The sequence below is a fragment of the Polaribacter sp. Asnod1-A03 genome (assembly GCF_045063585.1).
GTDB lineage: Bacteria > Bacteroidota > Bacteroidia > Flavobacteriales > Flavobacteriaceae > Polaribacter.
Window position 1 is genome coordinate 457,449 of the sequence record NZ_JBEFOE010000009.1, and the last position, 13,185, is coordinate 470,633.

Below are 13,185 nucleotides of genomic sequence, written 5' to 3' on the forward strand. Positions count from 1 at the left end.
AAAATCATGGAAAATATAATTAAATTGAATCAGAACAATTTAGCTAAAATAGCTGATAAAGTTGATTGTCCTACTTACAACAGAGGTACTATTAAAACAGGAATTGTACATGTTGGTATTGGTGGGTTTCATAGAGCACATGAAGCTTTTTATACAGACCAATTATTACATGACGAATCGGTTACAGAATGGGGTATTTGTGGTGTTGCTTTATTAGATTTTGATGCTAAAATTTACAATACTCTTAAAGAGCAAGATGGTTTATATACTTTAGTAATTAAAGAATTAGATGGTTCTTTAACAAAGAGAGTTATTGGCTCTATTGTAGATTATTTATATGCGCCAGAAAATCCTTTAAAAGTGATTGAAAAAATGGCAAGTGTAGATACCAAAATCATTACTTTAACGATTACAGAAGGTGGTTATAATTATAATGAAGCAACAGGAGCTTTTGATTTTACGAATCCTTTAATTCATCACGATTTAAAAAATCCACAAGCACCTAAAACGATTTTTGGATATTTAACCCAAGCATTAAAGTTAAGAAAAGAAAGAGGTTTATTAGGTTTTACTTTACAATCTTGTGATAATATACAAGGTAACGGACACATGGCTAAAAAAATGTTGTTAAGTTATGTAGAAAAAGCTGAACCAGAATTAGTTGCTTGGATTGAACAAAATGTATCTTTCCCGAATGCTATGGTAGATAGAATTACACCAGCTACATCAGAATCTGATATTACAAATTTATTAGAAACATCTGGTATTAAAGATGCTTGGCCAGTTGTTTGTGAGCCTTTTAAACAATGGGTTATAGAAGATGATTTTATTGCAGGAAGACCTGCCTGGGAAAAGGTGGGAGCTCAATTTGTAGAAGATGTTGTTCCTTTTGAAAAAATGAAATTAAGCTTATTAAACGCAGGACATTCTGTTTTAGGCATTTTAGGTGATTTAATTGGTTATGCAACCATAGATGAATCAGTAAATAATACTGAAATTAAAAAATTCTTAAAAAATTACATGAATATAGAAGTTACACCAACTTTAGCTGGCTTAGAAGGTGTCAATCTAGATGATTATAAAGCTTCTTTATTAGAAAGATTTGGTAATATTTATATTAAAGATCAAATAGATAGAATTTGTTCAGAAAGTTCTGCTAAATTTCCAATATTTATTTTACCAACTGTAAACAAACAATTAGAAAACAATGGTTCTGTAAACTTTGCTGCATTTGTTATTGCTGCTTGGGCAATTTATAGTTTAGGTAAAAATGAACAAGGACAACCTTTATTGATTAAAGATGCAATGAAAGCTGTTTTAAATGAAAAAGCAATTGCTGCGAAAGAAAACCCTGAAGCATTTTTAGAAATAACAACAATATTTGGAAAATTAAAAGATTCTAAAAGATTTGTTGAAGCATACACAAAAGCGTACAATAATATTACAGAATTAGGTATTGAAGAATGTGTAGTAAAAATGAATAATTCTGTGCTTAAATTTATTTAGGATATGAAAAATATAGTTTGCTTTGGAGAAGTTTTATGGGATGTTTTTCCGAATCATAAAAAGATTGGTGGAGCTCCTTTAAACGTTGCTTTAAGATTACAATCTTTAGAAAATAATGTTGCTATTATTACCAAAATCGGAGATGATTTATTAGGTGCTCAAATAAAAGATTTTATTGAAGAACGTGGTATACATATAGAAAATGTACAAGTTGATAAAAAACATAATACAGGAGAAGTAGCAGTTGTTTTAGATACTAATGGTTCTGCTTCTTATACAATTAATTTTCCGAGAGCTTGGGATTATCTTGAATTAACAGAAAGCGTTAAAGAAATTACTAAAGATGCAGATGCTTTTATTTACGGAAGTTTAATTGCAAGAAATGAGGTTTCTAGAAATACATTATATCAACTTTTAAAAATTGCAAAATATAAAGTTTTTGATGTAAACTTAAGAGCACCTCATTATACAGATGATATTTTAAAGCATTTGATGATGGAAGCTGATTTTATCAAATTTAATGATGAAGAAATCTTTGAAATAGCTAAATTATTCTATTGTAAGGCAACTTCTTTAGAAGAAACCATAAAGTTTATAGCAGCAAAAACAAATACTAAATCTATTTGTGTAACTAGAGGAGGAGAAGGAGCTATTCTGTATTATGAAAATATATTTTATCAGAATGAAGGTTTTAAAGTAGATGTTGTAGATACAGTTGGAGCAGGAGATTCTTTTTTAGCATCTTTAATAGGCAAATTATTAAAAGGTTTTCAACCACAAAAAGCTATTGATTTTGCTTGTGCAATGGGAGCTTTGGTTGCTGGTTCAGAAGGAGCAAACCCAGTAATTAATCAACAAATAATTGAAGAGTTTATTGGTTTAGAGTATAAAAATTAAGCATTAATTCTCCCTTTTTTCATTCAGTATATACACAAAGATTATTTTGTGTATATACTGTTTTTTATTTTAAAAAGAATGACGTTGTTCATCTATAGAAGACGCACTCAATAGTTGATGATAAACTTTTATCAAATCAAAATTTTGAGTAATTTCTTCACTCACAGCGACACCAGAAACTCCTGTTTCTAAAATGGATTTAACATCATGATTGGTTATGTTCCCAAAACCAATTATTGGAGTATCAGTATTTAGAATTTCTAAAATGGAAGTGAAACCATTTAACCCTAAAACTAAATTTTCTTTATTAGATTTAAAAGAACCTAAAGAAATATAATCTACTTCTTTTTTTAGTAAAGTTTGGCAATCTTTTAAATTGCAGGCAGTTGCACCAATCATTTGCCAAGTGTACAATTCTTTTCTAGCAGGAGTTAACATAGATGTTGTTGTACCTAAATGAACACCATCCGCTTTTATTTCACTCGCTATTTTATAGTTTTCATGGATGATTAATCTCGTTTGAAAGTGATCAGTAATACCTCTAGCTTCTGCAGCAAATTTTAAGTATTTCTTATCAGAAATATTTTCTAATTGTAATTGTACCAATTCAGCACCAGATGAACATGCTTTTTGAATGTTTTCTATATGCTCTTTAGGTGAACTTCCTTGAGAAATATAATGTAATTTTGGGATTGTCATTTTTAAAAATTTAAGCAGAAACTATTTTAGCATATTCCATAAAATAAGACTCTAAACGTTTTAATGTAGGAGTTATTTTTTCTGAATAAATTACAAATTGACATTTATGAATACTTTGTGTTACAGCCATTACAGCAGTAAAAGCAGCGTTATTGGTTAAAAAACTAGCATCATCAACATTAAAAATTTTTACTTGCGTAGTGTTTAAACCTTCTAATAAAAGTAACTGATTTACAATTTTAGGTGTAGCAATAAGCACATCGATTCCTTCAAATATTTCTGATTTTAATAAATCTATATGCTCTTTTTCATCACCCAAATAGACACGTAAAGTAGTTCTTCTAGTATATTTTAAAAAAGCCTCATACAACTCAATTGCTTTCTCGTTATTTTCTACTAAAACAATAGATCTTGGCGCTGTACCAGCTTCTTCGCATTTTAATTTATGTAAAGTAGTTAATATTAAGGTAGTTGTTTTTCCGCTGTTTTCTAATGCTGTACAAAAAACATTTGCACCACTTTTTATAATAGGAATACTTTTTACCTGAAATGGAGTAGGAGTCGATATTTCTAGAGATTCTAAAATCTCTTTTAAATGTGGATGTAATTTTTTAAAAGGTGCAGGCATCATAATTTATTAATATAAAGAAGGCAAATATACAACTATATTGATGTAATCATTTTAATCATTCATATTTTCTAAAACCCTAATTTTATAACGTTCACTATTTATTGTAGTTGGCAACCAACCTGTTTTAATTGTTAAATAAAGTCCGTAATTATCAGGTTTATCAGGAGTAATAATTTTAACTTTTAAATCTTTATTTAAAGTTTTATTAGAAATTTTAAATCCTTTTTGTTGCTTAATAAGTTTTTTACCTTCAAAGAATTGATAATAAGCAAAAGAAGGATACTCTTTATTGGCACTAAAATCTATTTTGTTTTTAAATGTATTTTTTAAACTGATTGTGAGTTTTAATGTATCGGATTTTACAACCGTATTTTTAAAATTATTTACTTCTATTTTAACTTTAGAAAAAGACTGAAAATTATCAATAAAATGATATCTGATTGTTTTAGAAATACCTTTAATAGAATCAAATTCTTTGACATTATAATTAGGAATCATCATTATCTTTTGTCCTCTGTATTTTTCTTCTACATTCCAGATATCAAACTGATTTTTTCTACCTTTTGTGTTATTTAAACTAAATCCTTCTGATTTCGTGTAAAAAGAATATAAAGAAGCATCTTGATATGAGTTCATAAATGCAACCGGATATTCTTTTGCTTGTTTTTTAATGGCAAGCATTTTCTCTTTATTTCTAAACTGTTTGGTTGGTTTATAAATTATACTAGAGGTAGTTGATTTTATATCAATAGCTATAAATACACGGACAATGATTATCAGTAATAATGAAATTGAAAATATATAGTTTATAACTTTATTGGTATTCTTTAGTTTGATTAGATAATAATATCCAAAATAAATGGCGGGTAAAACGATAAAAAGTGTCCAATGTGCTTCAATCCTTCCTTTAAAACTCATCAGAAAAAAGAAAATATATCCACCCCAAAAAAGTGTTTTAAGTGTTTTTTCAAATTGATTATCAGCTTTAATTTTTATTGCAGCAATAAAAAAGAGAATGCCTGTAATAGGACCTAATAATACTAATTGACTTGCTATATATTCAATAGAATAAGTAAATTTATAAGCTTCTGTACTTCTTTCAAATAAATGATAGTATATAGACGGAAATCCTGCGGATATTTGCCAATAAACATGAGGAATTAGAAATAAACATGTGGTAATTGCTGCTATCCAAAAATATTTATTGATTAGTAATTTTAAGTTGGAAAGAATTGTTAAGAAAATAATAATTATTGCATGATATTTAGATAAACACATTAATGCTATAACAAAGCCTAAAAGTAATGATTTTAGCAAATTTGGTTTAATGATAAACTTCTGATAAATAAACAGGTAAAGTACAGATGTAAATAATAGCGGAGAATCTGGTATGGCAAAAAAACCTATAAAATGAAGTAGACCAACAGCCATTACTAACATAAAAAAGGTTTTTATTTCTTTAGGTTTGATAATTTTTTCTAATATAAAAATAGTTAGTGTACTTAAAATAATCGGAATTAATCTTACACCTAATTCATTTGAAAATAAGCTATAGCCTAATTTAATAATAAATGCAATTGCTGGTGGATGATCAAAATATCCCCAAGTTAATTCTCTGGAGTACATCCAATAATAAGCTTCATCGTATGTGATTTCTGTAAAATAAGCTTGTATAAATAAACAAATAAACCAAAATGAATAGAACAGGTATTTTGTATTTGAAACTAATTTCATTTTACTTAATATATTAGATTTTCATTTTTTTTTGTAAAAGTAATTAATTCTTTTAGTTGGTTTTGTTTATAAACTATAAATAGTATTCAATTATAAAACACAAAAAAACTCATAACATTTAAGTTATGAGTTTTTACTAAATATATTTTTAGACTAAGAATTTCTAAAAATTCTTATTAAAATTGTTCTCTACCAGAAAAGTGAAAGTTTCCTTCTATTTCTGCATTTTCATCAGAATCAGAACCGTGTACTGCATTCTCTCCCATAGAAGTAGCATACATTTTTCTAATTGTTCCTTCTGCTGCATCAGCAGGGTTTGTTGCACCAATTAAAGTTCTAAAATCTTCTACAGCATTTTCTTTTTCTAAGATTGCAGCTACAATTGGTCCACGTGTCATAAACTCAACTAATTCCCCAAAAAATGGACGCTCATTATGCACAGCATAAAAAGTTTCAGCATCAGCTTTTGTCATTTGAGTTTTCTTTAAAGCTACAATTCTAAATCCTGCAGCATTAATTTTTTCTAATATAGCACCAGTATGTCCGTTTTCTACAGAATCTGGTTTAAGCATTGTAAATGTTCTATTTGTTGCCATCTTGTTTTTTTAGATTTTGACAAAAATACATTTTTTAAAGTAAATAACAAGTTAAGGATAAATTTGTCTTAATTCTTGTTGTAAATTATTGTTTACACCTCTCATTTGCATAGTAATTTCTTTATCATCAAAATTAAATTTTAAAAGACCAAAGCTTATTTTAGAAATCACTTCTTTTGTACGGTATTTATTTGGTTCTCCACTATAATCGGTATAAGAATGTGTTAAGCCACTAGAGGTAAAATCTATAATAGGATAAGAAATATTTGAATCTTCTGTTTTAGAAAATTCAGAAATATGTCTGTCTCCAGAAAGTAGTAAAACTCCTTTTGCTTTACTATCTACAATTGTTTTCTTTAATTTATCTACTTCATGCGGAAAATTACCCCAAGTTTCAAAACCATGTTCTGCAGATAATATTTGTATGCTACTCATAATTATATTAAAATCTGCTTTTGAATTATTTAATTCTTCTGTTAACCATTTCCATTGTGCTTCTCCTAAAACGGAACCTTTACCATAAGTGTTTGGTTTGTATCTTTTAGAAGTTTCTGTATCATCAGTTAATGCTGTTCTAAAATACCTTGTGTCTAAAACAATTACTTTTATGCTTCCTTTTTTAGTTGTAAATATTTTTGATTGATAAACACCTTCTTGTTTTCTTCTAAGACTATTTTTATCAACATTAAAAAAGTCTAAAAAAACTTGTTGAGCTTCTTTCTTTTTATAAAAATCAATACCTCCGTCATTAACACCGTAATCATGATCATCCCAGGTAGCCATAACTGGTATGTCTTTTATTAAATCATAATAACCTTTTTGATTTCTTAAAGTTTCATAATCATTCTTTAAGATTGCCATATCATCTGTATCAGAATAAATATTATCGCCACCCCAAATCCATAAATCAGGATTGTTTTTCTTAATTTCTTTCCATAATAAGTTTTCAGTATCTTGTTTATTACAAGAACCAAAAGCTATGGTAAAATCTATTTTTTTATCGCTTGTTATTTTATTTGCTTTTTTAGAAGATGAGCAAGAAAGTAAAATTATAGATAATACAAAATAACTTAATTTTAGTGTCGTTTTCATTATAGAATTGTTTGATGTAACTACAAATGTAAATTAAAATATATTTTGAACAATGTTATTAAATTGTATATTCGCATCTTATGATTTTAAAAGGATTTAATGAATTAAAAATGTTTCTTGCTAAACCAAGAAACATTGTAATTGTAGGGCACAGAAATCCTGATGGAGATGCGATGGGTTCTACTTTAGCTTTAAAACATTATTTAGATAAAAAGGGTCATAAATGTACCGTTGTAGTACCTAATGAATATCCAGATTTTTTACATTGGTTACCAGGTTCTAAAACAACATATCGTTTTGATTGGCAAAACAATCAATCACAAAAAGCAATAAAAGGATCGGATATTATATTTTTATTAGACTTTAATACGTTGCATAGAGTTGGTTCTGATATGCAAAATACATTAGAAAAATACACGAATGATTTTGCAATGATAGATCATCATCAACAACCAGATGATGTAAAATATATGTATTCTGATGTTACTATTTGTTCTACTTGCCAAATGGTGTATCAATTTATAGAAATGAGTAACGATTTAGATTTAATTGATAAAGATATTGCTACTTGTTTATATACAGGTATTATGACAGATACAGGCTCTTTTCGTTTTAGATCTACCACGAGTACAACACATAGAATTATTGCTAATTTAATAGATAAAGGAGCTAAGAATGACAAGATACATAATAATGTGTATGATGCTAATTCTTATAATAGGTTACTTTTATTAGGACAAGCTTTAAGCAATTTACAAATTTTACCTTCTTATAAAACGGCATATATTACTTTAAGTAGTGATGAAAAGAAACGTTTTGATTTTCAAAAAGGAGATACAGAAGGTGTAGTAAATTATGCACTTTCTTTAAAGGGAATTGTTTTAGCCGCTATTTTTATTGAAGATAAAGAACAAAAAAACATTAAAATATCTTTTAGATCAAAAGGTGATTTTTCTGTAAATAAATTTTCTAGAAATCATTTTAATGGAGGAGGACATGACAATGCTGCTGGAGGAAAGTCTAGTAGTTCTATAGCAGAAACGGTAACTAAATTTGTTACTTTATTGCCAGAATATAAAAAAGAATTAGAAACTTCTTATGAAAATTAGATTCATAATTTTTGCCAGCGTTATAATTATTGGTTGCACAAAAACAGCACCAAGAAAACCTATTAATCCAAAAGGTTCTACAACTATTTTAAAAGAAACTGTTTTAGAGTCTAAAAGATTGAATGAAAATGAAGAACATAAAATTTTAAGTTTAATAGAATTAGATTCTACAAGACATTATACTGTTTCTTCTAATGGATTTTGGTATACATATATTAATAAAGTAGAAGAGAATACACCAACGCCCAAATTAGGAGATATAGTAGAACTTGAATATAATATTACAGATTTAGAAGGTAATGTAATATATAGTGAAGAAGAATTAGGTGTAAAAGAATATAAAGTAGATAAAGAAGATTTTATTTCTGCACTTCAAGTAGGAATAAAGTTGATGAAAGTAGGAGAAACCATTACATTTGTTATTCCATCATACAATGCTTTTGGAATTTCTGGAGATAGAAATAAAATAGGAATAAATCAATCAATAAAAAGTACAGTAACATTAATTAATATTAAATAGTAAAAAAAATGAGAATTATAAAAAGTGTTTTTTCAATCGCAGTAGCTGCATCAATGTTTTCTTGTGGAAATCAAGTAAGTGAAGTAAAATCTTTGGAATCAGACATAGACTCTGTTAGTTATGCAATTGGTTTAACAATGGCTAGTCAGTTAAAAAGTGGTTTTGAAGAGGTTAATAAAGATATTTTAACACAAGCAATTAAAAATGGTTTAGATTCTACTAATTTATTAATAGAAGATAAAGATATCCAGAATGTTATACAGAATTACTTTAAAAAAAAGCAAGCGGTTCTACAAAAGGAGAATGCTGCTAAAGGAGAAGTAAATAAACAAAAAGGAATCGAATTTTTAGAAGCTAATAAATCTAAAGAAGGAGTCATTACTACAGATAGTGGGTTACAATACATTGTTTTAGAAGAAGGTGATGGTGATAAACCAGCAGGCCCAACAACTAGAGTTAAAGTACATTACCACGGTACAAATATAGAAGGTAAAGTTTTTGATAGTTCTGTAGACAGAGGTACACCAGCTACATTTGGATTAAACCAAGTTATAAAAGGATGGACAGAAGGTTTACAGTTAATGAAAGTAGGATCTAAATATAAATTCTTTATTCCTCAAGAACTAGCTTATGGAGCACAAAATAAAGGAGAAAACATACAATCATATTCAACTTTAATTTTTGAAGTAGAATTATTAGAAATTGTAGAATAATTATAATTTATGATAAAGAATCTAATAGTTTTATTGGTGTTTGTGTTTTTTTTAGGTGCTTGTGCATCTAAAGAAGAGGGCTTAAAAGATGGTCTTTATGCAGAAATTAAGACAAATAAAGGTACTATTTTAGTTGAATTATATGCTAAAGATGTACCCTTAACAGTTGCTAATTTTGTTTCTTTAGTAGAAGGTACAAATCCTAAATTATTAGATTCTTTAAAAAATAAAAATTTTTATAAAAATATTCTTTTCCATAGAGTTGTAAATAACTTTGTAATACAAGCTGGTGGTTTTACAGCTGAAGGGAAGAAAAATACAGGTTATGTTTTTGGAGATGAATTCCCTAAAAAAGAAGACGGGAATTTAAAGTATACACATAATGATAAAGGTATACTTTCTATGGCCAACGCAGGTCCAACAACAAATAATAGCCAATTCTTTATTACGCATAGGTCTATACCTCATTTAGATGGTAAACATTCTGTTTTCGGAAAAACAGTAGTTGATTTTAAAACTTTAAAAGGATTAAAGTTAAAAATTATAGATTCTATAGCATTAAAAAAATCAATTGATTCTACAAGAATGTTAGTTGTAGATAAAATTGTTAAGAATGATACTATTTTAGATATTAAAATATTAAAAATAGGAGACGAAGCAAAAGATTTTGACGCTGCCAAGGTTTTTGTAAATGAATATGATAAATTTACTAAGTCAGAAATTGAACACAAAAAAGAAGAGGAAGCCTTAGAAAAAGCTAGATATGTTAAATATATAACAGAAAGAAAGGCTTTTTATGCTAAAAAAGAAGTTAGCAAAGCAACTAAGACAGCTTCTGGACTTAGAATTTTAAAATTAAAAAAGACATCTGGTAAAAAAGTAGTTAATACTAAACCTTTAGAACTTAATTATACCCTTTATATTGCAGATGGAACAAAAGTTCAATCTACAGAAGATTCAGGAGGAAAGCCTTTTGTATGTCAGTTAGATGACCCACAAAGACCAATGATTGCTGGTTTTAAAGAAGGTATATCTACCATGAGAGAAGGAGAAAAGGTAAGGTTATTTATTCCGTATTACTTAGGTTATGGAGAGGAGAAATATGGGCCATTTCCTGCTAAATCAGATTTAGTTTTTGAAATTGAACTTTTAAAAATAGGCAAGTAAATTACTTGCAAAACTTTTACTTTTACAGAAGGTCTTGTACAATATTCTGTTTTACCTATATTGACTGCATAAACACATAAAACTAAATATATTATACATAATAAGCATGGACGATATTATACAAATAGATAAAAATATTGTAGTTTTTCTAAATAATTTAGGTACTGATCAATGGGATCCTTTCTGGCTAGGCATTACTAATCAATTTAATTGGAGTCCATTATTTATTTTAGTTTTATTTTTAGTAGTTAAAGCTTACGGTTGGAAACGTGGTGGTTTTATGATATTTGTCTTAATATTATTAGTAGCATTTTCTGATCAGTTTACAAATCTTATCAAAAATTCGGTACAGCGTTTGAGACCAAATAATGACACTGAGATTAAACATTTGCTAAGAATATCTAAAAACCCACAAGGTTTTAGTTTTATGTCTGGGCATGCTACAACATCTACATTTTTTTCTGTCTTTGTTATTCTACTTTTAAGAGATAAATATAAATATATCTACTTTATATTAATTTGGCCATTAGTATTTGCTTATAGTAGATTGTATCTTGGAGTCCATTTTCCTATAGATATTCTTGTTGGAGTTATTATAGGATTTACTTTAGCTAATATTTATTATTTCTTTTTTAAGAAAGCAGATAAAAAGCTTTTTACATAGTTTTCTTATTGTTATAGTATAAATATTTAGTAGAGTGATAATAAGCTTTTAATAATTCATCCATTTCCTTGGTTACATATGGATAATCTTCTTTTAAGTCTTTTAAATCTTTTGTCAAAAGATTAAATAAGCCATTTTTATCAGTAGACTTATTTATGGTATAATAAAAGTTGTTTTTAATTAGTCCGATAGCACCATTTCCTTTAAGATAAACAAAAGATACAGGATCTTTAAGCGAAGAACTACTTAATAAATCGTTACCCAAAGTGAAATTAGTATAATTTACTTTAGCTAAACTTGCAATTGTAGGGAATAAATCAATAAGATTTCCATTTTTAGAAATAGTTTCTGGTGTCACAAAATTAGGAGCATGAATTATAAAAGGAACGTGTTGTAATTGAATATTTAAATCAGATTCTTTTGTAAATTGTTCCGTTCTTTGCATACTGGTGTTATGGTCACCAAAAAAAACAAAAATAGTATTATCATAATAACCAGATTCTTTAGTTCTTTCTAAGAATTTATTAATGTTAAAATCTAAATATCGTAAAGCATTTAACTGAGCTACAGATTTAAAACCAGATTCTTTTAAGACCTCTTTTTTTATTTCATTTTTTTCTAATGGTTTATAACTATCTTTTTTATTTGGTACAGTAAATGGCATGTGATTAGATGCTGTTTGAATGTAGGCTATAAATGGCTTGTTTTTTTTAGTTAATTTTTCTAATTCGTTATTAGATTCTTTAAATAAGTCGTAATCATCAATTCCCCAAACATCAGCTCTTTTTTCTGTTTGATAACTTCCTTCTTCAAATATTTTTAACCCATTTATATTAGATTTAAAAACACTTCTAATATTTGCCCAATTTGCGCTTCCGCCTAAAAAGTAAAGTTTTTCATATCCTTTAAATTGATCAAATATAATTCGTTGATCTTGAATAAAAGGGTTTCTAGAAGCAGTTTTTACTCTTTCTATATCTGGTAACCCTGTTACACTTGCAAATACACTTGGAGCTGTACCAGATTTATGTACATAAAAGTTAGTAAAACTAATACTTTTATCTATTAATGAATCTAATTTTGGTGTTGTATTTATTGGGTTACCATAATAGCTCATCGGTTTTACACCAACAGACTCCATCATTACAATAATAATGTTTGGTTTTTTAGTGAAAGTAGAGTCAAAGACTATTTTTCTTTCAAAAGAAATAGAATCTTTGGGTAGATTTAAGTGTTTTGCAATAACAGGATAATACTTTTTAAATTCATCCATATTTACGCCTTCACTTCTATAACTAAAGGTATCAAAAAAATATAAAACAGGGTTTAAAGCAAACTGATTTACAGCATTTTTCTTAGAAAAGAAAGCTTCACTCCAACGTAAAGGATAATGAGAAATGCTATTGTAAATTCCGTAAGATAAAATTAAGATTGTACTTAAAAAATAGATTGTTTTTAACTTTTTTGAAATTGAGTCCTTTTGATTTGTAAAAGAGCTATAAATATATTTTGATAATATATAAATAAGAAAACAAAGAATTACTAACCCTAAAAGACCTTTGTAAATAGGGTAACTTTCTATTAATACTTGTGTAGATATTTTTAAATTACTAAAAAATCGAAGAGAAGAACTATCTAAACGAGTGTTTAAATAATCATAATAACCAAAATCAAAAAGGTAAAATATGGTAAGAATTAAAAATAATAAAATAGAATAAATAGTTGTAATTTTCTTAAAAATTTTCATTTTAAAAAAACGATAATTAACTATCAAAATTAAAATAGTAAAAGGTAAGAAAGAAATTATTGCTAATCTTAAATCGAAACGCAAGCCTAACAAAAAAGCTGTTTTTGCTT

Annotated in this window: 13 protein-coding genes; 7 read left to right on the forward strand and 6 right to left on the reverse strand. The window is 27.3% G+C overall.

The window, feature by feature from the left end; genetic code table 11:
- Nucleotides 1-6: 6 nt before the first annotated feature.
- Both ACJJVY_RS02420 and ACJJVY_RS02425 read left to right on the forward strand, forming a co-directional pair.
- Nucleotides 7-1,506, forward strand: a complete 1,500-nt coding sequence (locus ACJJVY_RS02420) for a mannitol dehydrogenase family protein (RefSeq protein WP_405604761.1) — start codon at nt 7-9, stop codon at nt 1,504-1,506.
- A 3-nt stretch (nt 1,507-1,509) separates the two neighbouring features.
- Complete coding sequence (locus ACJJVY_RS02425; RefSeq protein ID WP_405604763.1) at nt 1,510-2,403, forward strand: carbohydrate kinase; 894 nt, start codon at nt 1,510-1,512, stop codon at nt 2,401-2,403.
- A gap of 69 nt (nt 2,404-2,472) precedes the next feature.
- On the opposite strand, the gene ACJJVY_RS02430 is transcribed toward ACJJVY_RS02425, so the two are convergent.
- The 5 genes from ACJJVY_RS02430 to ACJJVY_RS02450 form a co-directional block, all read right to left on the reverse strand.
- Nucleotides 2,473-3,102: a thiamine phosphate synthase gene (locus ACJJVY_RS02430; protein ID WP_405604765.1), complete on the reverse strand. Its 630-nt coding sequence runs from the start codon at nt 3,100-3,102 to the stop codon at nt 2,473-2,475.
- Between the two features lie 10 nt (nt 3,103-3,112).
- On the reverse strand, nt 3,113-3,733 hold the full coding sequence (locus ACJJVY_RS02435; protein WP_405604767.1) for a DEAD/DEAH box helicase: 621 nt from the start codon (nt 3,731-3,733) through the stop codon (nt 3,113-3,115).
- A gap of 51 nt (nt 3,734-3,784) precedes the next feature.
- The gene (locus ACJJVY_RS02440; RefSeq protein WP_405604769.1) at nt 3,785-5,467 is read right to left on the reverse strand and encodes an ArnT family glycosyltransferase; all 1,683 of its coding nucleotides are present in this window, start codon (nt 5,465-5,467) and stop codon (nt 3,785-3,787) included.
- A gap of 176 nt (nt 5,468-5,643) precedes the next feature.
- Complete coding sequence (locus ACJJVY_RS02445) at nt 5,644-6,063, reverse strand: nucleoside-diphosphate kinase (protein ID WP_237590045.1); 420 nt, start codon at nt 6,061-6,063, stop codon at nt 5,644-5,646.
- A 51-nt stretch (nt 6,064-6,114) separates the two neighbouring features.
- Nucleotides 6,115-7,155 carry an alkaline phosphatase D family protein gene (locus tag ACJJVY_RS02450; RefSeq protein WP_405604771.1) on the reverse strand — a complete coding sequence of 347 codons (1,041 nt, stop codon included), beginning with the start codon at nt 7,153-7,155 and terminating at the stop codon, nt 6,115-6,117.
- Between the two features lie 80 nt (nt 7,156-7,235).
- Between ACJJVY_RS02450 and ACJJVY_RS02455 the strand changes: the two genes are divergently transcribed.
- From ACJJVY_RS02455 to ACJJVY_RS02475, 5 genes are all read left to right on the forward strand, one after another.
- The gene (locus ACJJVY_RS02455; RefSeq protein ID WP_405604773.1) at nt 7,236-8,264 is read left to right on the forward strand and encodes a bifunctional oligoribonuclease/PAP phosphatase NrnA; all 1,029 of its coding nucleotides are present in this window, start codon (nt 7,236-7,238) and stop codon (nt 8,262-8,264) included.
- On the forward strand, nt 8,254-8,784 hold the full coding sequence (gene gldI, locus ACJJVY_RS02460; RefSeq protein WP_405604775.1) for a gliding motility-associated peptidyl-prolyl isomerase GldI: 531 nt from the start codon (nt 8,254-8,256) through the stop codon (nt 8,782-8,784). The genes ACJJVY_RS02455 and gldI overlap by 11 nt, the downstream gene beginning before the upstream one ends.
- 8 nt (nt 8,785-8,792) lie before the next feature.
- Nucleotides 8,793-9,497, forward strand: coding sequence for an FKBP-type peptidyl-prolyl cis-trans isomerase (locus ACJJVY_RS02465; protein ID WP_405604777.1), 705 nt, complete (start codon nt 8,793-8,795; stop codon nt 9,495-9,497).
- A 9-nt stretch (nt 9,498-9,506) separates the two neighbouring features.
- Nucleotides 9,507-10,664, forward strand: coding sequence for a peptidylprolyl isomerase (locus ACJJVY_RS02470; protein ID WP_405604779.1), 1,158 nt, complete (start codon nt 9,507-9,509; stop codon nt 10,662-10,664).
- 106 nt (nt 10,665-10,770) lie between these two features.
- Nucleotides 10,771-11,328 carry a phosphatase PAP2 family protein gene (locus tag ACJJVY_RS02475; RefSeq protein WP_405604781.1) on the forward strand — a complete coding sequence of 186 codons (558 nt, stop codon included), beginning with the start codon at nt 10,771-10,773 and terminating at the stop codon, nt 11,326-11,328.
- Here ACJJVY_RS02475 and ACJJVY_RS02480 read toward each other — a convergent pair.
- Entirely contained in the window at nt 11,321-13,075 is a 1,755-nt protein-coding gene (locus ACJJVY_RS02480) for an LTA synthase family protein (protein ID WP_405604783.1), read from the reverse strand. The genes ACJJVY_RS02475 and ACJJVY_RS02480 overlap by 8 nt on opposite strands.
- Nucleotides 13,076-13,185: the final 110 nt, after the last annotated feature.

Bases quoted from the DNA above. Each gene is read 5' to 3' on its own strand.
- ACJJVY_RS02475 (WP_405604781.1), top strand. From the start codon at position 10,771: ATGGACGATATTATACAAATAGATAAAAATATTGTAGTTTTTCTAAAT.
- ACJJVY_RS02420 (WP_405604761.1), top strand. From the start codon at position 7: ATGGAAAATATAATTAAATTGAATCAGAACAATTTAGCTAAAATAGCT.
- ACJJVY_RS02435 (WP_405604767.1), bottom strand. From the start codon at position 3,733: ATGATGCCTGCACCTTTTAAAAAATTACATCCACATTTAAAAGAGATT.
- ACJJVY_RS02425 (WP_405604763.1), top strand. From the start codon at position 1,510: ATGAAAAATATAGTTTGCTTTGGAGAAGTTTTATGGGATGTTTTTCCG.
- ACJJVY_RS02470 (WP_405604779.1), top strand. From the start codon at position 9,507: ATGATAAAGAATCTAATAGTTTTATTGGTGTTTGTGTTTTTTTTAGGT.
- ACJJVY_RS02480 (WP_405604783.1), bottom strand. From the start codon at position 13,075: ATGAAAATTTTTAAGAAAATTACAACTATTTATTCTATTTTATTATTT.
- ACJJVY_RS02455 (WP_405604773.1), top strand. From the start codon at position 7,236: ATGATTTTAAAAGGATTTAATGAATTAAAAATGTTTCTTGCTAAACCA.
- ACJJVY_RS02450 (WP_405604771.1), bottom strand. From the start codon at position 7,155: ATGAAAACGACACTAAAATTAAGTTATTTTGTATTATCTATAATTTTA.
- ACJJVY_RS02440 (WP_405604769.1), bottom strand. From the start codon at position 5,467: ATGAAATTAGTTTCAAATACAAAATACCTGTTCTATTCATTTTGGTTT.
- ACJJVY_RS02445 (WP_237590045.1), bottom strand. From the start codon at position 6,063: ATGGCAACAAATAGAACATTTACAATGCTTAAACCAGATTCTGTAGAA.
- ACJJVY_RS02430 (WP_405604765.1), bottom strand. From the start codon at position 3,102: ATGACAATCCCAAAATTACATTATATTTCTCAAGGAAGTTCACCTAAA.
- ACJJVY_RS02465 (WP_405604777.1), top strand. From the start codon at position 8,793: ATGAGAATTATAAAAAGTGTTTTTTCAATCGCAGTAGCTGCATCAATG.
- gldI (WP_405604775.1), top strand. From the start codon at position 8,254: ATGAAAATTAGATTCATAATTTTTGCCAGCGTTATAATTATTGGTTGC.